Genomic DNA, 18,062 nt, shown 5'->3' with positions numbered 1-18,062 from the left:
ACCAATTACTAATTACCCATTACCTCTGCCGAATTGGAATCTCGATCGCGAATTCACTTCCCTCTCCCGGCGCGGAAATGCACCGCAGCGTGCCCCCGTGTCTTTCCACCACAATCTGATAGGAGATAGACAGTCCCAAACCTGTACCTTTGCCTACTGGTTTAGTAGTAAAAAACGGGTCAAATACCCGAGATTTTACAGACTCTGCCATTCCCGAGCCGTTATCGGAAATTGCGATCGCAACCCAATTGTTCTCGAAAACCTCCGTGCGAATCCGAATCCAAGGCAACGAGTCGCAACTTAAAGGTAAACTTGGAAAATCTTGCCGTTCCGTTTCAGAAGCAGTCGCCAATTCCAGCTTCCTATTCCTGACATCTGCTAAAGCATCAATAGCATTATTTAAAATATTCATAAACACTTGATTTAACTGTCCCGCGTAGCAATGTATCGGTGGCAGTTTTCCATATTCTTTAACTATTTCAATCGGGCGATTTTTGCCATTCTCTTTAAGTCTGTGTTGCAAAATTAACAGAGCGCTGTCAATTCCTTCGTGAATATTAACACGCTTAATATCTGATTCTTCCAAGCGGGAAAAGTTACGCAAAGATTGAACAATTTGGCGAATCCGCTCGGCTCCGGTTTGAATTGAATTCAGCAGGTGCGGGAAATCCTCTTTGATAAATTCCAGTTCTATTTCTTCAGCAAACTCCGCGACAACAGAAACAGGTTCCGCGTAATGTTCTTGATACAAAATGCACAGTTGTAGCAAGTTTTTGGCATACTCGCTAGCGTAAGTGATATTACCGTATATAAAACTGACAGGATTATTAATTTCGTGAGCAATTCCCGCGACTAGCTGTCCCAAACCAGACATTTTTTCCGCTTGAATTAGTTGAGATTGAGTCCTTCCTAATTGTTTTAATGTTTGCTCTAGCTGGTGATTTTTATGTTTTAATTGAGATTCAGCCTGTTTGCGCTTGGTAATATTGCGGGCGATAGCGATCGCTTGATTCGAGTTAAAAGGCAGCAATCTCGCTTCATAAGTTTCTTCTCCGGTCGGCATAGGTAGCGAATACTCGATATTAATTGGAGTTCGGTTTTCTGAAACTTCAAGCATTGCCATCTCGAATTCGCTGGCGGCGGTTGTCGGCAATATATCGATCATTCGTTTGCCCACAAAATACTCGGGACTCAGGTACAAATCCGATGAATTTCCTGACAAGTAATCCAAAATAATGCCGTCTGCATCGATTCGGAAATACAAATCGGGCAATGCCAGAAAAACAGCTTCCAACTCGGAAGTTTTTTGGCGCAATGCTTCTTGGGCGCAGTAGCGATCGCTAATATCAACAATCACCCCGTCTAAACAGCAAACGTTCCCATCTGCGTCGAACACAGGAGAACCTTTATCCCACACCCATTTAACCGTGCCGTCTGCTGCTAGCAAGCGGTATTCCAAGTTATAAGAGTGTTTGTTTTCTATTGCTTGCCGAATAGTGGCTTCTACTTTTACCAAATCTTCCGGGTAAATAATGCTAGCAAAAGTCCTACCTCCCCTGTTCAAAGGCGAAATAAAATTCGCAGCAGGGTAGCCCGTTAGTAAGTAAACGGCATTGCTAATAAAACTTGTCGAAAAATCGCATTGCCAGCGATAAACCACTCCGGGAATATTCGCTACCAAAGACCTAAATCTGGTTTCGCTCCGGCGCAAAGCTGCTTCCGATTCATGGCGTTCTGTAATATCGCGAGCGAAAGCTAGCACTGCAAATATATTGCCTTCAGCATCGCGCAGGGGAAGTTTTTGGGTGTCAAAAATATGTAGTGAACCGTCTGCAACAGTGGCCACATCGCAGGGATTGTGGATGATTTCGCCTGCCAGTACAGCAGAGTCGTCTGTGCGGAATCCTCGGATATTTTTGGCTAAATTTCCAAACACTAGCTCTTCTGAAAATCCTAATTCTAAATCGGATTTGCCAATTATTTCTTCGACTGTTTTGCCGATCGCTTGAGCGAAACTCTTGTTTGCCAAAATATAGCGAAAATTTTTGTCTTTGGCAAAAATCCAGTCGCTCGTTTTGTCTATTACTGTGCGCAGCAGTTGTTCGGAACGTTCGGTTTTTTCCAAAGCTACCTGCAGTTCTAGTTCCAGGCACTTGCGAGCAGTAATATTTTCAAAAGCAACACCAACGCAGTTGTTGGGTAATGGAAAAGCTTTAATAGAAAAAGCGCGAGTTATTCGGCCGCCTTCATCGCAGTTAATATCTTCAATTTCTACGGCTTTCTGACTGCGAATTACCGAAACAAATGCCTGCGGAATGTTTTTCGATCGCAGGTGGGGAAAAATCTCGTCGATTGTCATGCCCAAAACGTCGGCCATTTCTAATCCGGTAAACAGGGTAGCAGCAGGATTGGAGGCGATCGCCCTGAGAGTGCTGTCATCGTCTATATTTTCCAAATGGTAGACGTACAAACCAATTTGCATATTCTCGACAATTTGGTCGTAGAGGCGCACGCTTTCGTCTACCTGCCTGCGTTCGGTAATATCTTCAGTAATCCCCAAAACGTACTGAGGACGGCCTGCGGCGTCGAGAATTGGCACTTTGCGGGTGTGCAGTATTCTCATACCTTTGTGGCGAGTTTGGATCGGCTCTTCGGCTATGTCTTTAACAGTAGATTGGTTATGATCGCCGGTCAATATTTCTCTGTCTTGAGCGGTAAAAACATCAGCTTGTTCTTTGGGGTAAATATCGTAGTCATTTTTGCCGATCGCCTCTTGAGAGGTAACACCTGCGATCGTTTCTCCCGCTTTATTCCACAGCACAAATTTCAGCGAAGAAGCATCTTTAGCAAAAACTCCGACAGGCAGATTTTCTACTACGGAATTTAGAAACCCTCTAGCTGATTTTAATTCAGCTTCTGCACGCTTGCGTTCGATGCCTAAAGCGATGACATCAGCCACCGATGCTAAAGTTTCCTGAAAAGGTGCTGTCAGCGGCTGGCGGCTGATAATTACCATAACTCCCACCAGCCGTTCTTCGACTATCAAAGGGTAGCCGGCGAAGGTGAGAATTTGCTTGGGGATTGGGCAAGTGTCCGGCTTGTGACTGGTGTTGATAATAGCTACTTCGGAACTTTGTGCCGCTGTTTCTTTCGCGGATTCTTCCTCTGGGAGTCCAAAATTATTAAGTTCAAATCCGCAGTCAAATTCCGGTTTTTGCTGTTTGGCGATCGAGTTAACCTTAGTTTCAATAAAGCTAGCCCGATCGTCTGTGCGGCTGTAGATTCCCGAGGCTGCTTGCAATTCCCAAACATTATATTGAGAGTTGAAAGTCCAAATTTCAGCAGAGGCGACATCGAGATTCCGCACCATTGCCTCGCAGCAGGGAAGCAGGATATCTTGAGGGTGTTTGGTGAGGGCAATACCGACATCGGCTACCATTGCTGTGAGGCGAGAAGCTTGGGCTTTTTCTGCTTCCAACCGTTTGCGATCGGTGATGTCTTCCACCAAAGAAAGCACGGTAAAAGTGTCGCCACTGCGAATAATCGAGTTGAACCAGCGACACCAAATTACCTGTCCGCTTTTAGTATAGTTGCGGTTAATTGAAGTATTGCCGTTGCCGGTGGCGAGTTCGAGTTCGATCGCGCTTACAGCCTCTCTATCTTCTTCGCAAACCAAATCTAAATCGCCGAACTGCTTGCCCATCATATCATCGGATGTCCAGCCCAAGATTTCTTCAGCGCGTTTCGACCACTGAACGATGCGAAAATCTTCATCCCAGCCCACCATTGCCAGGGGACTGTTAGCTGCATTCAACCACAGTAAATGGTTCGATCGGCGCAACTGTTGAGTTTTCTGCTGCTGCCAGCGGTAGTGCCTGGTGATATCTCTACCGACACCGAAAACCCGCATCTGGTTGCTAGAGGCATCCAGCGCTGGCGTGTAAGCCGTTTCGTAAATTTTAATCGCGCCGTCTGCCGCCGTCACCTTGTGAATTGCCAGCCTTTTTTTCCCTGTGATAAATACTTGTTGCAGGCAGGAATCAATCTGGGAAATTATGTTTTTAAGAGCAGCATTATTGGGATATAATTTTAATAATTCTTGATGAGTTTTGTTGACTATTTCAGCAGGTTCCAATCCCATCCAAGCAGCAGCGACAGGATTGATCGATAGGTACTTTTGCTGTCGATCGCACTCTAGGAAAGCATCAACAGAGTTAGAGAAAAAAGACTGAAACGAGTTGATAACTTCCTGCATGGGTATTTTTTCATGAGAAAAGCTTAGGAGTGTTGAAACCTCGTGTCTTTAGGCTCATATGTTGCACCATTTTCAATAAGCTTTTATGGGCGGGCATCCTGCCCGCCCCAAAAGAAATTAACTCTTCGCTTCACAGGCCGGAAAGCCTGTTCTTAAGAATGGTGCAAGATGTGAGTAGACCGGGCGAGGAAACACACATCAGGCAGTTTTAACCGCCTTGAATATTAATTATTGTTACAGGGGGACTACTTGGTCGCTTAATACTTTTGTGATCTACTTTCCACGGGACAATTACCGTTTCAAACATTTCACCCGCGATCGCATAGCAGCTTGCACTAACACCCATATTTTTGATAACGTCATCAGTTAAGACGATATGTGGTCAACTCTCTCTTTTGATTAGGGCAGGAAGCCCCATCTCTTCAGAGCGGGGTGCTGACTTGCAAGTTAAGCTGTAAAATTTTCCTAAGGTTAGTTTAACCCACTCAAATCTTTTTGCGCACTTTACTGCTGCGTTTCCCTGTGCAATTTTCGGCACAATTCCCTATCATACAAAAATTTTAAAGAAATAGTATTTTTGGGAGTATAGCTTAATTAGAGCATCTGCTCTTTTTTTAAACCAGACCCAGCGGATACAAAACGGAGATGGGGAGAAAGGGACACGGGCAGAGGTTAATCGATAACCTTCGAGAAAATTGCTTGACAAATGCGGGATAGCTTACCGATTCCCAATTCCCGATTCCCAATCCGGTAATCTGAAAGCGGTTTTGCAGTACGCTCCGCAAAGAACGCAAGCCGTGCAAAGCCATGTAACATAAAGATTGCGATATTTTTATATGTAACATGGAACTATTAGATACCTTGATTGTGGGTGCGGGTATTAGCGGTTTGAGTTTGGCGCACGCACTTCACAAGGAAGCAACGAGTGCATCCTCGCTGAAGATTTTAGTCGCTGAGAGTCAGGGACGTGTGGGCGGGAACATCACAACTGTGACAGCGGGGGGGTTTCTCTGGGAGGAGGGCCCGAACAGTTTTTCGCCGACGCCAGAATTGATGAAGTTGGCTGTGGATGTGGGATTGAAGCAGGAGTTGATTTTTGCCGATCGCAAATTGCCTCGTTTTGTTTATTGGCAAAATAAGCTGCAACCGGTGCCGATGACTCCACCGGCGATGATTCAGTCTCAGTTGCTGAGTTTTCCGGGGAAAATGCGGGCGTTGTTCGGGGCTTTGGGGTTTGTCGCGCCGGCAATGGGCGATCGACTTTCGCAGCAGGGTGACGAGGAAACTGTTTCTCAATTTTTCTGCCGTCATCTCGGTACGGAAGTGATGCAGCGGTTGGTGGGACCTTTTGTTTCTGGGGTTTATGCCGGAGATCCGCAACAACTTAGCGCGGCCGCGGCTTTTGGCCGGGTAACGAAGATGGCTGATGTGGGTGGCGGGCTGGTGGCGGGGGCGCTGCTTTCTGCTAGGAAAAGACCGAAGCCAATGCCGGCAGACCCGAATGTGCCTAAGACTAGGCCGGGGGAGTTGGGGTCGTTCAAACAGGGGTTGAAGGCTCTGCCAGAGGCGATCGCTGCTCAATTGGGCGATCGACTGAAACTCAACTGGCAATTGACTCGCCTCCAGCGTACAGAACGCGAAACTTACATTGCTGAATTTTCCACGCCCGATGGGCCCCAACAAGTTGAGGCACGCACCGTGGTTTTGACAACGCCGGCTTACGTTACAGCCGAGTTGTTGCAGCCTCTGCAACCGGAAGTTAGCAGCGCTTTACAAGCTTTTACTTATCCTACGGTTGCCTCCGTTGTATTAGCCTACCCGCAGTCGGATGTCAAGGGTAAATTAGTAGGTTTTGGAAATTTAATTCCGAGGGGACAGGGAATTCGCACTCTCGGGACGATTTGGACATCGAGTTTATTTGCCGATCGCGCGCCTGCGGGCTGGCAAACTCTCACCAGTTACATCGGCGGGGCAACAGACTCGGAAATTGGCAATCTCGACTCAGAACAAATCGTTCGGGAGGTGCACCGAGATTTGTCTCGGATTTTGCTGAAACCAGATGTGCCACAGCCAAAAGTTTTAACGGTGAAGCTGTGGAAGCGGGCAATTCCTCAGTACAATTTGGGGCATTTCGATCGCCTGCAACAAATCGAGCGGGGCTTAAAATCTTTGCCAGGGGTGTATTTGTGCAGCAACTACTTTGGCGGCGTGGCTTTGGGAGATTGCGTGCGCAGGGGTTTTGAGCGTGCGCCAGAAGTGCGCGAGTATTTGCAGAATAAGCAATCAGAGACTCGATCGTCGATCTGAATTATTGCGTTGGGAGGGCGGGTTTACCAATATCGAGTATGTGAATTAAAGATATTAGTTAACCCGCCCCTAGAGCCGAATGGTGAATGGTACTAGGTTGTTGGCTCAAACTTGTAACCCACCCCCCGGACGGTTTGAATCATCGGCATTTGATTGGCATCTAGTTCAATTTTGCGGCGAATTTGACCGATATGGACATCCACCACGCGATCGGCTCCTACATACTCGTAGTCCCACACTTCATGCAGCAATTCCGATCGCCTCCACACGCGACCGGGTTTGCTCGCCAAACAGTACAACAGGTCGAATTCTAAAGCAGTCAAAGCAACTATCTGACTGCCGATAATCACCTCGCGGCGAACCGGATCTATTAGTAGCTCTCCAAAGGTAAGACTTTGTTGTTCGGCGGGAGTAACAATGCGCTTGCGCTTCAAAATTGCTGCAACCCGAGCTCCAATCTCTACAAGACTAAATGGTTTAGTAATGTAGTCGTCAGCACCTTCGGCAAACCCTTTCATTTTGTCAGCTTCATCGGTTCGGCTGGTCAGCATCAACACAAACACGCCTGTGCGTCTTTGCATTTCTTGACACAGTTTGTAGCCAGTAGTATCGGGTAAATTTACATCTAGAACTACTAAGTCAGGATTGAGTTGCTCAAATAATTCCAGACCAGTCTGACCGTCCTCGCCAGACTCAACTTGATAACCTTGCTGGCTCAAAAAACGGTGAATTAAATTTCGGATTGCCGGGTCGTCATCAACCACAAGGATTTTTACAGGGGCCATGACCACAAGTTTGCTTGAAGAATTTGGCAAGAATATTCAGCCATAATAATAGAAAACTGGATACAAATCTCGAAAAATTTGAGCTTTTAATAGTTATAGCCATATTTATAACCTACGCAAGATTTCAGGCAATAAATCTCCGGGAACTTTGGATAAGGCTAAATTTTGGCCAGGCAGCCCACATTCACTATAGAAAGCTCTAATCGTTTTTACAATATAACTCAATGCTGTTTGCCGGGAATCAGCAGCTTGGGAGTTTACCGGGGCTTGCAGGTTGAGTTTATCCCCATATGTTAACCCTTTGTCCTTGAGATGTTGTCCCCATTCGGCGCACACTTGCAATTGGTGGTGCAGGGCTGCTTCTAGATGGCTTGTCTGTGCGGCTTTGTTGAGGGCGAAATCAGGGTCTGTGGCTAGTTGATAGTGGGCTAGTCCAAGATTGTTGCGGGCGGCCAAGGTGTCAAAGGTGAGTTGCGTTCGATCGAGCTCTCCGGCGATATCCAGGGCGGCTTCATAGGCGGTAATCGCCTGCTGCAAAGATTCCGTCCGCGCCTGTTTGTGCTGAAACTGGTTCGCCAAATGCCAATAAGCGGTACCGAGATTATTGTAGGTGGCGGCTGCTGCTGCGGGTACTAATTCTCGGGTGCGGTATTTCAATGCTTCGCGGTAGGCCTCAATCGCCGTGACTAGCAGGGGTTCTGAGGGTTCGTGCTGGGCGAGGTTCCAGTAGGCGGTACCGAGGTTGTTTTGCACTCCGGCATAGTTGAGGGGTTCTCGTTCCGGACTGTAGCAGGAAAGGGCTTGGGTGTAAGCTACGATCGCGCTTTTGAGGTAGACGATCGGCTCACCATCTTGGGCTAAATTCCAGTATGCTGTCGCCAAATTATTCTGAGCAGCAGCGTACTGCTGGGGTTCCACGGCGGGGTCTAGATCCTGCAGCGCTTGTTGGTAAGCTGCAACTGCTTGCTGCAAGTTCTCTGTCTTGTCTCGATAGCGGGCTAAATCTGCCGAGGCGATTCCCAAATTTTTGTTTAATCTAACGCGGGTTTGGGGTGCGCTCTCGGCATCTGTTCGCCTCAAACCTTCAAGGTAGAGGGCGATGCTGCGTTCGAGGCAGGATACCGGATCTGAGGCGTTATGCTGCGTGCGATCGCGCGACAGCATCCAGTAGAGAGTGCCGAGATCGTTGAGCAGATCGGAAATTGGCGGTAGGCTGTAGGACTGTTGGGCGTACTGAGTTAAATTTTGTGTCAATTGGGCAATCAGCCGGGCGCATTCTTCGGTTGGTGGTTGATTTTGCTGCGAGTTGGCGTCAAGTTCGAGGTACGCAATCACTTGTTCGATCGCGCCAATGGCGATTGTCAGGTTTTGCTCTGAAGCGTCTCCGCCCAGAATGCGATCGCGGTAGTAATTCCCCAAACTGTGATAAGCCAAAGCCAATGCTTCGCAACAACACTGATGTTCTTGCAGCAGTTCGATGTATTGCAAGGTTTGCAGCGGCAGAAAATTGTCCTCCGATGCGGCATTATTTTCTGCTTCCAACTCCTGCGAGGTCGCTGCTAGCACCAAATCTGCCAGTTCGACGGATTTAGAATCTGGCGCTGGGGATGGGGGATGGGGAATTGACAATTGTTCGTCGGGAGTTGGGGATTGTCCAGACAGAAAAGATATTACAAGTTTGTCGCCCGAGTCTCCGTTGTCCTGACAGTTTCTCAAGTCTTTGGAGTGCCCGAAGTCTCCCTTCGCTGGAGTTGGTTCGCCTTCAAACTCAAATACTCCGGTTCGCCAATGCCAAAATTCCGGGGCCGACTGCTCGATCGAACTCAGCCAAGGGCGCGATACCCACAGCAACAGAGTAGACTCGCACATTTGCAGGTGTGCTTCGATGTCCCTCAAATAGCTCAGGAACGACCACTGCACGGATGCTGAGTGCCTGGTCAGGTGTTCTGCCCCGAGAATTTGAAATCCCGGCAAACGGCTGTAGCTGCCTCTGTTTTGGGGCGGTGGGTGTTGGGTCAGCCACGCGGCGATCGAAGCCCAAGGATTTGGATCGCTCAAGTCGAGTTCCAAACTGACAAATCGGGGGTAGTCGATCGGGGAGCGAGGATCGGAGCCTGCGCTCTCTGCAACTAATTCTGCCTGCAAGCGGGCTGCCAGACAGTCCCGCAAGCACAAGTCGTCGCAGGCGGCAATAAAAATTTGACGGCGTAAATTGAGGTCGATCGCCTGTTTCAAGCGTTGGTATATCAGCTTGTTGGAGCTAGAAACTTTTTGGGAAGGAATAGACATCAGAGTCTGGCGATTTTAGATTTTAGATTTTAGATTTTAGATTTTGGATTGTAGATTGTAGATTGTAGATTGTAGAGTTGAGAGTTGAGAGTTGAAATCTCGATCGCTCATAACTCACAACTAAGCCCCGAAGGCAGTCAATCGCACCGGTGATGACTAAAGGATTGTAGATTTTCAATTGGCAATTTTATGTGGGTGACGAACCCGTGTGATTAAGTGCAACCCAAGTCCCTGAACCCGACAGCCAAGAGGAAAACACCAAATTTCTGCTGGTCTTATTTAGCTTTCCAGCTCGCTTGGCACGCTTCAGGATTGTCGCAACTACCTGCTTTGTATTGAAACACAAAAACCATGTTTCCCTTGGTTGGAAAACATGGTTTGTTGAATGATTATTTAAAATTACGATTTGAAGCAGCTTTGAGTCTCAGCCCAGCTTTTAGACGGAAGCAGCCACGAACACCAAACCAGCGACCAACATGGCTGCTGCAATTCCCATGATGATATAGTTCCGTTGCTGATTTTTGTTGGGAGGTACGGCTTCATACACCTTCGGCTCTTTAGCAAAGTTGTTCAGGCGTCCATCGTCATCTTTGATGTAAGGCATCAGTCACAATCCTTAATATTTTTGATGTTTACAACTGTACCAAAAAAGCGCCCAGGAAAATTCGGCCATTTATTTGGAGGTGACAGTGCCTGTTTGGGGAGAAGAGGCGATCGCGTAATCTTTGACCGGCATTCTGCCTGCTAAGTACGCCATCCGCCCCGCTTCTGCTGCCATTCCCATTGCTTTTGCCATTGCCGGGGAATTTTGGGCATTGGCGATCGCCGAATTAATCAACAGTGCATCGGCTCCCATTTCCATTGCTCGCGCAGCTTCGCTGGGCGTTCCGATCCCCGCATCGACTACCACAGGAACATTCACCGTGTCAATAATTATTTGAATGTTGGCGGCATTGTTGATCCCTTGTCCCGAACCGATGGGCGAACCTAAAGGCATGACTGTCGCACAACCGACTTCTTCGAGGCGTTTTGCCAGCAAGGGATCGGCATTGATGTAGGGCAAAACGGCAAAACCTTCTTTTACTAATTGTTCTGCAGCTTCCAAAGTGCCGATCGGATCTGGCAGCAAATATTTAGCATCGGGAATCACTTCTAATTTGACAAAATTATTGTCTTCTTGCCCTAAAAGTTTCGCCATTTCCCGGCCTAAACGAGCTACTCTAATCGCTTCATCCGCAGTTTGACAACCCGCAGTATTTGGCAGCATCCAAATTTTAGTCCAATCGAGAGCCTCTGCCAATCCTTCATGACCGGGAGCATTTGTTTGCACTCGCCGCACAGCTACAGTCACAATTTCGCACCTGCTAGCCTTGACACTTTGCTGCATTTCTGCAATGCTGCGATATTTTCCCGTCCCCGTCATCAAGCGAGAATGAAAAGTTTTGCCTGCAATAACCAGAGGTCGATCGGAGATAGTTAGGGGTGGCGCTATGTGTCCGTGTTTTGGGTCTCCAAAAATAGCATATTCTAGCCCCTTTTCCCATTCTTCTCTGCCTCCGAGCATATTTTCTAGCAGCCAACCTTCTTTATTCGTTAGTTCGTCCCGAGTTACTGCGTAGAGGATCTCTCCAACAATAATCAATCTGGCATCCCGCGGCATATTATTTTTTATACCGCTATTTACGATTTCTTCAAATTCTTGAAAAACGCTGCCCATTTTCCCATTCCTCTCTAGTAATTTTTAGAACAGATTGGTTGTTGAAAACCAAAATGATAGTTTGCATGAGATGCTTGACATCCCAATATATGGCTTGCCTGATGCCTTCGTCTATCTCTCGAATGTCGTAAATTTCTATATTTACGTGAAAAATGACTGCATTTGCACTTTGATTTTTGGCTTTTCCAAACCCTTCTTGTACTCTATTTTTTAAATTACTCGACTCTTTTGTTAATTCCTTAATTTCGCAAATTTGACCGTCAATCTCAGCATCTGGAGTTTTAGTTCCAGACGGTGCTTGCTCGCTCAAAAGTCTAACTCTCTTTCCCATTTTAGCCAAAACTTCAGCGACAAAACTTTCGGAATTATTAAGATTATGGTCTTGGTGGACGAGCACAAATCCGCCAGCTATATCATCAAAATAATAGCGCCGATATTCTGGTTCTGCATTTTCATAGATGGCTCTGCTTGTCTCGATATATTCTGAATTCACCGTTACTATATTCTTAATGGACTCGGATCGGGTAGAGTTAAATTTATGAAAGCAACTGTCGAGCAACTGGCTGAAATTGGGATATTTGCCAGCTTAAACCGAACTGAATTAGAGCGATTGCAAGAACATACAGCAATTCGGACGTACCGACAGGGAGAAGTTGTGATGTATGAGGGCGATCGCATCCCCGAAAAATTATACACTCTTTTTAGCGGTTCTCTGCAGGTTGCAAAAACAGCGGCGGCGGGCAAAGAAACAATTCTCCGCACTTTATTTCAGGGAGATATTTTTGCTGCACCTGCTTTGCTAGGCAACGGCATTGCCCCCGCAACGGTGACGGCAGAAACTGATGTGCAAGTTCTTACCACAGAACGGGAAGTTTTGCTAGCAGCAATTCAGGAAAATCCCGAGATTGCTTTGCGAATATTAACGGTTTTCAACCAGCGGTTGCAGCAACTGCACGAGACTGTGCACGGTTTGGTGTCGGAAAGGGCGATCGTCCGCTTGGCCCGATTTATTCATTATTTTTGTCTTGAACAAAGCACAAAGATTAACGATAATAATGTATTTTTAGAAAAACGTTTTCCCTATTATCAAATTGCTCGCAGCATTGGAATTACCTACGAAGAATGCGTGCGGCTGTTTAAAAAACTCAAGTTAGTTCTCTCTTACAGCAGAGGGGGAAAAATTGCAGTCTTGGATTGGAAAAAATTGGAGGCGATCGCCTCTGGAGAAGAAATAGACTAAATGTTAAAATCCCAATTCTTGTAGAGGCGGGTTTTACAAACAATATTTGACTGCAACTCACTATCTATATAAACCTGCCCCCACAACCCGTGAATCGGGGGCGGGTTTATTAATCATTTTCATTGCAGCTAAGATTTTGGGTTAAACCCGCCCCTATAGCAATTTTTCAGGAATTAATTAACTTCAGAAAGTGTCAAGATAAACGCCAAATTTTCTTCAGCTTTCAAAGCGTGAAGAGCTTTACCGGGCATGAAGACAAACACCCCCGGTTCCAAAACAATATCCTTGCCTTCCAAAGTCAACATACCTTTTCCTTCGATGACATTAACTGTGGCATTCCGTGCCGAAGAGTGTTCGGAAATTTCCGTTCCTGCGGCAAGACAAAATAAACTGTACTGACAATTTTTGTCTTTGACTAAAATTTTGTTCAGCACTCCGGCGGCGGGATATTCAATTGTGTCTCGGAGTTGGATTGCTGAAGATTGTAGCGGTAAAAGAGTAGCAGTCATAATTTTTGACACTCAATTAATTTGGTCACAAGCCCCCGGGTTTATCGGTGGCTTCACTTTCTTCAATCGAAAATCGAAAATCGAAAATCGAAAATCGATTGACTTCGTTAAAATTGTTTTTTTGCAGAGATAACGATGTAGCCTAGATCCTGTTGATAATGCTGAAAAACTCGACGCATTGCTAATATGCGATCGCGAATTTGCGATCGGCTTAAAATATTCCACAAAATACGCACAGTACCCACAAACCCTTCATCTTCAACCATTCGCCGCAAGTTTAGGAGTCCCATCACCCCGGTTTGAGACTTTTCTACTTGCAAACCCGCGTTTTGGCAAACAGCAATCCAGCCCGACTCAGACAAAGGCGTTGAATTAACCCGAATCACTTCCGATAAAGCTTTGTGAATTTCAGATTCTCGGTTTCTCGCTAACAATTCGTGAGAGAGAAACTTGCCACCTGGTTTTAAACGATCGCAAATTCCCGATACAATTTTAGCTTTCCCTGACGGCGACTGCATTGTCAGGATAGCTTCAGCCAACACCCAATCAAACTGTTGGGAAATCCGATCCAAGTGAAAAATATCTCCTTCCACAATTTCCACTCGATCGCTCAAACCGGCTGCTGCAACATTAGCACGAGCGCGGGCCACACTGTCGGGATTTTTCTCAACTCCCAGTACTTTTACGCCAAAAAGTTCAACAAGGGCGATCGAACTATATCCAAAACTAGCAGCCAACTCCAAAACAGTCTCCCCAGGCTGAAAATCCGCCCATTCAAATAACTGTTCCGTAGCAAGTGTCCCCCCAGGCCTCAGCATTCTCTTACCCGCCGCTGCCAGAACTTCATGTCCGGGTGCAGTCTTAAAATTGAGAGCAGTATTGGTCATTAAATTGACCTCCTATTTAACCTTACTCTCAGTTTGTCAAATTCTCCCAAATCTTTCTATGATCTAGCTCATATTCACATTATCGTAGGCTGACGCACCCTACAAGATCCGGAATTATATCATGTCCGCCAATCAACACTTCGGACAGTTTTTGATTGCCAACAATGCTTTCAATCGATCGCTAAACACCCGTCATCATTTTAGTAGAATTTATTGCTGTTAATCGTGCCAACGAATTCGATATAAATAATTAACTTCTGTTGCGCTCGAATAAGTGGGAGTATTCATGGCGATAGCGACTATTTTTAGTCCGGACATTGTGGAGAATTATACAGCGATCGTTGCTTAAGACAAGATAGTCAATATCTAGGGTTGATTGTTCGCAGAAGTCAACTCGTATTTGGTTGAAATACTGTGGAGCAATCCTGCTGCTGGTGAAATATTTAAGACGTGATATAATATTCTTAAGCAAAATAATTTCCTTAAGTCGGGGTTTGTATCCGTCGGCAGGTGCGAGCAAAAGAATCAAAATCCCAGCCAGCAAGTTTTCGAGGATGTCCCGGAACCCGAAAGCAATTGTCGCGCCACTAATCCCAGCAATTGCATCAAATCCCCTGCTTTGAAGGACTGGATGGCTATGAATGACGCGATCGGCAATAATTGATTTATAATCAAGATATCTACTCCACCCGAATAACACCGAATCATGCTCGCAGAAGCAAACGCGACACTTTGGCCTAGTCTAATTACTGTTTCAGCATTAATTCTCTACTTCGTTGTTACCATCAACGTCGGCAGAGCTAGATTCAAACACAAAGTTTCTCCCCCGCAGATGACAGGAAACCCAGACTTTGAGCGAGTGTTGCGAGTTCAGCAAAATACCTTAGAGCAAATGATTCTATTTTTGCCCTCGCTGTGGCTGTTCTCGCAATTTATCAGCCCAATTTGGGGTGCTGCTATCGGCGCAGTTTGGATAATTGGACGCATTTTGTTTGCTTGGGGTTACTATCAAGCTGCCGAAAAAAGAGCGGCAGGATTTGGCATTAGTACCTTAGCTACTTTAGCTTTGCTTGGTGGTTCCCTAACTGGCATAATTATGTCGCTGCTGAAGGTTTGAGCATAGCTTCCGATCGACATAATTGTTTTTCTACTCGTTTCCAGGCTCTACCTGGTAACGCAGATCCGGAGGCTCAGCCTCCAATTTTCCTGCTGAAAAAGCGAGGCAGAGCCTCTCGACAGCGGTTCCCAGGCAGAGCCCGGGAACCAGTTAAATGTAATAAATGTTAGGAGTGAATATGTCAGAAACCAACAAACCCGTATTTGAAATTAACCCGAAACTTTTTCAGCAGCTTGTCGAGTGGCAAGAAAAACTTGAACGAGAAGATGAATTAGCAAGCGAGTCAGAAAACGAGAAACCAACTGAGGTAAAAACTCCTCCCGACAGTGATGAACAGCATTCTCAAACAGATAATTTCTAGCTGGTGGCTAGCAGCATTTTTTGGATTTCCGGCTGCTGTCTCGGCTCAACCGCTGACACCTAGCCAAATTCAGCAAGTCAATAGCGGTTTGTTTCGTTCTAACTCTCAAGATTTCTTTCAGCAAGGAAATCGCCAACTGGAAAGGGAAATCGCAACTTTGTTGCAAAAAAATGTCGCTTCCGAAGGCAAGATTTTGGAGATTGATGAAAAATTGCGCTCTCAGCTTTGCAGTCAAGAAGTTAGAATATCCTCGCGCAATTTAGACAGAGTAAATGCTGCTCAGGTTGCCAGTTTTAAGGCAAAATTAAAAGAGATTTGCAGGCACAATTAAAATAAAAGTGAGGTTGACATCAAAGTTTTAGCGTTAATGGATAAACAAGCAATGACCCAATTGAAACTAGCCATGCTGGAAGCGGAAACAGCAGCTCACTTGGCGGCGATTATTATTGATTACACTCATGAGGAAATGATGCTAGTTTTTTATGAGCTAGAATGGAAACAGCAGGCTAGAATTAAGGATATTTGGAAGACAGTTTGAGGGCTTGCAAATCTCTAAAGTCGCAGCTCCCGGAGCCGGACACGGCATTGCCGTGTCCCTACCGATATCGCGTACAATCTATCTCTAGCCCTACTTTTTAGCAAGCGATTCGAGGCATAATTGGCGGAAATGATCGCCCCGTTGCTCGAAGTTTTGGTATTGATCGAAGCTAGCACAGGCTGGAGAAAGCAGCACTACTTTAGCGTTGTTCTGTTTGCCTAATTCTGCTGCTCGCGGGATGGCTCGTTCCATTGTTTCGACTATTTCCCAAGCGTTGTAATTTGCTTGTTCGAGCCGATCGGCAAAAATACCTGCCGCATCCCCAATTAGCAACACCCCAGCAGCTTTCGCCTTGATTGTATCAATCCACGCGCGATCGTCCCCTTCTTTGGCGTCACCGCCCGCAATTAAAATCGCCGGTGCGCTCACAGAAGCCAACCCGACTTGGGCGGCGTCATAATTAGTAGCTTTGCTGTCGTTGATGAAATCTATGCCTTCCCAAGTGCAGATGTGTTCGAGGCGGTGCGAAACTCCGGGGAATTTAGCGATCGCCCGGGCGATCGCACTTTTATCTATCCCCGCCAAATTAGCCGCCGCCACCGCCATTAACAAATTCTGCAAATTGTGTTCTCCCACCATCCGCAAAGACTCAGCAGGCAGAATTTTCTCGCTTTGAGCTATTACCCAACCGTTTTCGATGTAAGCTCCAAAAGTGCGATCGCCCAACAGTTCTTTTTCACCTTTCACACTCGTCCAACACGCATCCGGCCAAATGTCAAGTCCTTGCTGCCGCAAATAAGGATCGTCGCCGTTGATTACTTGCAATTCAGATTTTTTCAGCAAATGCGCTTTAATGTTGTAGTAATTTTCTAAAGTTTTGTGGCGGCTGAGGTGATCCGGCGTCAAAGTCGTCAAAACTCCGATGCGCGGCGCTACAAACGGCGAGGATTCTATCTGATAGCTGCTAATTTCAGCGATTACCCAATCCGGCTGTTTTTCGGCTAAAGCTAATTCACACGCAGCATAGCCAATATTGCCGCAAGCGGGAGCGTAAAGCCCGGATTCTTCAAAAATAGCAGCAATTAAAGCAGTAGTAGTAGTTTTGCCGTTAGTGCCGGTAATTCCCACCCAAGGAGATTTCAGGTAACGCCACGCGAGAGCCATTTCTCCTATTGTTTCAATGCCTAACTCTCTGGCGCGCGCTAATGGTGGACTGTCCCAGGGAACGCCCGGACTTACTACTATTAATTCTATAGATTCGACTGGTTCAAAAGATTGACCTAACTCAACTTTAATTCCTTCGTTAGCGAGTTGCTGTTGCTGTTCGAGCAAGCTTGGGGAAGATGAGCGATCGCTCAGCGTTACTTCCCATCCTTCGCGTTTTAGCAGTCTGGCGGCGGCAATTCCTGATTTTCCTAGTCCAATGATATGAGCGATCGGCATAAGTTGTGTGTGTGATGGAGCGAACTTCCCTGGTTTTATAAGTGTATATCTTAACCTTTTGTTCGCTATGACTCATTAGCCATTCGGCTTAATTTTTGACTGTTTTCCAGGAAGGCGGCTATCTCAAGTTAATTCAGAACTCATCCTTCACACTCAAATACGTTCTTGTCCACTCCTGGACTTTAGCTTTTTGCTTCTTGCTTAGCTTACCCCACGCCTGATAGAGAATTGGTTGAGGGTATTGCTCAAAAATTTCACTTGCTGATTCGTAGTTAGTTGCTGTTTTCAGTTCCGTGGCGGCTACTTCTACTGGATCTATCCCGCCCCAGTATTCCCTCTCAAGTTCTTTTATCTTTTCTTCCAAGCGGACAATCTCTTTTGCTAGACGCCAAATCCGATCGAATAATTCTAAGACTAAACTAATTACCACAACAGATAAGCCCACCGCGACTTGAGGGAAGCTTATAGATATCAATATCAAAACGAAGTACATCCAGAAATTTGACTGTTGCACCCATTTACAAATAATTTCCCTGTTAAGCTGTTGTGCATTTAAAACGCATATTGTATTATACAATATAACCATATTTATGAAAAGTCAATGCCTAGTAAAA

17 protein-coding genes are annotated in these 18,062 nt (G+C 46.1%); 6 read left to right on the top strand and 11 right to left on the bottom strand.

Going from position 1 to position 18,062, the window contains the following annotated elements; all coding sequences use genetic code 11:
- Positions 1 to 19: 19 nt before the first annotated feature.
- Positions 20 to 4,255: a PAS domain-containing protein gene (locus tag QUA78_RS07755; RefSeq protein ID WP_333303864.1), complete on the bottom strand. Its 4,236-nt coding sequence runs from the start codon at positions 4,253 to 4,255 to the stop codon at positions 20 to 22.
- Between the two features lie 843 nt (positions 4,256 to 5,098).
- Between QUA78_RS07755 and hemG the strand changes: the two genes are divergently transcribed.
- Positions 5,099 to 6,562 carry a protoporphyrinogen oxidase gene (gene hemG / locus QUA78_RS07750; RefSeq protein WP_333303863.1) on the top strand — a complete coding sequence of 488 codons (1,464 nt, stop codon included), beginning with the start codon at positions 5,099 to 5,101 and terminating at the stop codon, positions 6,560 to 6,562.
- 92 nt (positions 6,563 to 6,654) lie between these two features.
- On the opposite strand, the gene QUA78_RS07745 is transcribed toward hemG, so the two are convergent.
- The 5 genes from QUA78_RS07745 to QUA78_RS07725 form a co-directional block, all read right to left on the bottom strand.
- Positions 6,655 to 7,347 carry a response regulator transcription factor gene (locus tag QUA78_RS07745; protein ID WP_333303862.1) on the bottom strand — a complete coding sequence of 231 codons (693 nt, stop codon included), beginning with the start codon at positions 7,345 to 7,347 and terminating at the stop codon, positions 6,655 to 6,657.
- A gap of 105 nt (positions 7,348 to 7,452) precedes the next feature.
- The gene (locus QUA78_RS07740; protein ID WP_333303860.1) at positions 7,453 to 9,636 is read right to left on the bottom strand and encodes a tetratricopeptide repeat protein; all 2,184 of its coding nucleotides are present in this window, start codon (positions 9,634 to 9,636) and stop codon (positions 7,453 to 7,455) included.
- Positions 9,637 to 10,072: 436 nt separating this feature from the next.
- Positions 10,073 to 10,240 carry a photosystem II assembly protein Psb34 gene (gene psb34 / locus QUA78_RS07735; protein WP_015177107.1) on the bottom strand — a complete coding sequence of 56 codons (168 nt, stop codon included), beginning with the start codon at positions 10,238 to 10,240 and terminating at the stop codon, positions 10,073 to 10,075.
- Positions 10,241 to 10,309: 69 nt separating this feature from the next.
- A complete protein-coding gene (locus QUA78_RS07730) occupies positions 10,310 to 11,353 on the bottom strand; it encodes a thiazole synthase (RefSeq protein WP_333303859.1) in 1,044 nt (347 codons plus the stop codon).
- Positions 11,328 to 11,846 carry a CdiA C-terminal domain-containing protein gene (locus QUA78_RS07725; protein ID WP_333303858.1) on the bottom strand — a complete coding sequence of 173 codons (519 nt, stop codon included), beginning with the start codon at positions 11,844 to 11,846 and terminating at the stop codon, positions 11,328 to 11,330. Before QUA78_RS07725 ends, QUA78_RS07730 begins: the two co-directional genes overlap by 26 nt.
- A 45-nt stretch (positions 11,847 to 11,891) precedes the next feature.
- Here QUA78_RS07725 and QUA78_RS07720 point away from each other — a divergent pair, with 45 nt between their 5' ends.
- A complete protein-coding gene (locus tag QUA78_RS07720; protein ID WP_333303857.1) occupies positions 11,892 to 12,593 on the top strand; it encodes a Crp/Fnr family transcriptional regulator in 702 nt (233 codons plus the stop codon).
- Positions 12,594 to 12,766: 173 nt separating this feature from the next.
- On the opposite strand, the gene QUA78_RS07715 is transcribed toward QUA78_RS07720, so the two are convergent.
- The 3 genes from QUA78_RS07715 to QUA78_RS07705 form a co-directional block, all read right to left on the bottom strand.
- Positions 12,767 to 13,102: a cupin domain-containing protein gene (locus QUA78_RS07715; RefSeq protein ID WP_333303855.1), complete on the bottom strand. Its 336-nt coding sequence runs from the start codon at positions 13,100 to 13,102 to the stop codon at positions 12,767 to 12,769.
- Positions 13,103 to 13,209: 107 nt separating this feature from the next.
- Positions 13,210 to 13,989, bottom strand: coding sequence for a methyltransferase domain-containing protein (locus QUA78_RS07710; RefSeq protein ID WP_333303854.1), 780 nt, complete (start codon positions 13,987 to 13,989; stop codon positions 13,210 to 13,212).
- Positions 13,990 to 14,239: 250 nt separating this feature from the next.
- The gene (locus QUA78_RS07705; RefSeq protein ID WP_333303853.1) at positions 14,240 to 14,689 is read right to left on the bottom strand and encodes a hypothetical protein; all 450 of its coding nucleotides are present in this window, start codon (positions 14,687 to 14,689) and stop codon (positions 14,240 to 14,242) included.
- Positions 14,690 to 14,695: 6 nt separating this feature from the next.
- Here QUA78_RS07705 and QUA78_RS07700 point away from each other — a divergent pair, with 6 nt between their 5' ends.
- The 4 genes from QUA78_RS07700 to QUA78_RS07685 all read left to right on the top strand — a co-directional run bounded on the left by QUA78_RS07700 (position 14,696) and on the right by QUA78_RS07685 (position 16,005).
- A complete protein-coding gene (locus QUA78_RS07700) occupies positions 14,696 to 15,106 on the top strand; it encodes an MAPEG family protein (protein WP_332960310.1) in 411 nt (136 codons plus the stop codon).
- Between the two features lie 178 nt (positions 15,107 to 15,284).
- Entirely contained in the window at positions 15,285 to 15,467 is a 183-nt protein-coding gene (locus QUA78_RS07695; protein WP_172187678.1) for a hypothetical protein, read from the top strand.
- Entirely contained in the window at positions 15,436 to 15,798 is a 363-nt protein-coding gene (locus QUA78_RS07690; RefSeq protein ID WP_333303852.1) for a hypothetical protein, read from the top strand. Before QUA78_RS07695 ends, QUA78_RS07690 begins: the two co-directional genes overlap by 32 nt.
- A gap of 51 nt (positions 15,799 to 15,849) precedes the next feature.
- Positions 15,850 to 16,005, top strand: a complete 156-nt coding sequence (locus QUA78_RS07685) for a hypothetical protein (protein WP_333303851.1) — start codon at positions 15,850 to 15,852, stop codon at positions 16,003 to 16,005.
- A gap of 90 nt (positions 16,006 to 16,095) precedes the next feature.
- Here the strand turns inward: QUA78_RS07685 and murD are convergent, their stop codons facing one another.
- Both murD and QUA78_RS07675 read right to left on the bottom strand, forming a co-directional pair.
- The gene (gene murD / locus QUA78_RS07680; protein ID WP_333303849.1) at positions 16,096 to 17,448 is read right to left on the bottom strand and encodes a UDP-N-acetylmuramoyl-L-alanine--D-glutamate ligase; all 1,353 of its coding nucleotides are present in this window, start codon (positions 17,446 to 17,448) and stop codon (positions 16,096 to 16,098) included.
- 133 nt (positions 17,449 to 17,581) lie between these two features.
- Positions 17,582 to 17,941: a hypothetical protein gene (locus tag QUA78_RS07675; RefSeq protein ID WP_333303848.1), complete on the bottom strand. Its 360-nt coding sequence runs from the start codon at positions 17,939 to 17,941 to the stop codon at positions 17,582 to 17,584.
- Positions 17,942 to 18,062 lie beyond the last annotated feature (121 nt).

The sequence above is a fragment of the Microcoleus sp. K4-B3 genome, assembly GCF_036704615.1.
Lineage (GTDB): Bacteria > Cyanobacteriota > Cyanobacteriia > Cyanobacteriales > Microcoleaceae > Microcoleus.
Note: the sequence above shows the minus strand (reverse complement) of the source record. Positions and strands in the feature narration are given on the sequence as shown.

Bases quoted from the DNA above. Each gene is read 5' to 3' on its own strand.
- QUA78_RS07755 (WP_333303864.1), bottom strand. From the start codon at position 4,255: ATGCAGGAAGTTATCAACTCGTTTCAGTCTTTTTTCTCTAACTCTGTT.
- hemG (WP_333303863.1), top strand. From the start codon at position 5,099: ATGGAACTATTAGATACCTTGATTGTGGGTGCGGGTATTAGCGGTTTG.
- QUA78_RS07745 (WP_333303862.1), bottom strand. From the start codon at position 7,347: ATGGCCCCTGTAAAAATCCTTGTGGTTGATGACGACCCGGCAATCCGA.
- QUA78_RS07740 (WP_333303860.1), bottom strand. From the start codon at position 9,636: ATGTCTATTCCTTCCCAAAAAGTTTCTAGCTCCAACAAGCTGATATAC.
- psb34 (WP_015177107.1), bottom strand. From the start codon at position 10,240: ATGCCTTACATCAAAGATGACGATGGACGCCTGAACAACTTTGCTAAA.
- QUA78_RS07730 (WP_333303859.1), bottom strand. From the start codon at position 11,353: ATGGGCAGCGTTTTTCAAGAATTTGAAGAAATCGTAAATAGCGGTATA.
- QUA78_RS07720 (WP_333303857.1), top strand. From the start codon at position 11,892: ATGAAAGCAACTGTCGAGCAACTGGCTGAAATTGGGATATTTGCCAGC.
- QUA78_RS07715 (WP_333303855.1), bottom strand. From the start codon at position 13,102: ATGACTGCTACTCTTTTACCGCTACAATCTTCAGCAATCCAACTCCGA.
- QUA78_RS07710 (WP_333303854.1), bottom strand. From the start codon at position 13,989: ATGACCAATACTGCTCTCAATTTTAAGACTGCACCCGGACATGAAGTT.
- QUA78_RS07700 (WP_332960310.1), top strand. From the start codon at position 14,696: ATGCTCGCAGAAGCAAACGCGACACTTTGGCCTAGTCTAATTACTGTT.
- QUA78_RS07695 (WP_172187678.1), top strand. From the start codon at position 15,285: ATGTCAGAAACCAACAAACCCGTATTTGAAATTAACCCGAAACTTTTT.
- QUA78_RS07690 (WP_333303852.1), top strand. From the start codon at position 15,436: ATGAACAGCATTCTCAAACAGATAATTTCTAGCTGGTGGCTAGCAGCA.
- QUA78_RS07685 (WP_333303851.1), top strand. From the start codon at position 15,850: ATGACCCAATTGAAACTAGCCATGCTGGAAGCGGAAACAGCAGCTCAC.
- murD (WP_333303849.1), bottom strand. From the start codon at position 17,448: ATGCCGATCGCTCATATCATTGGACTAGGAAAATCAGGAATTGCCGCC.
- QUA78_RS07675 (WP_333303848.1), bottom strand. From the start codon at position 17,941: ATGTACTTCGTTTTGATATTGATATCTATAAGCTTCCCTCAAGTCGCG.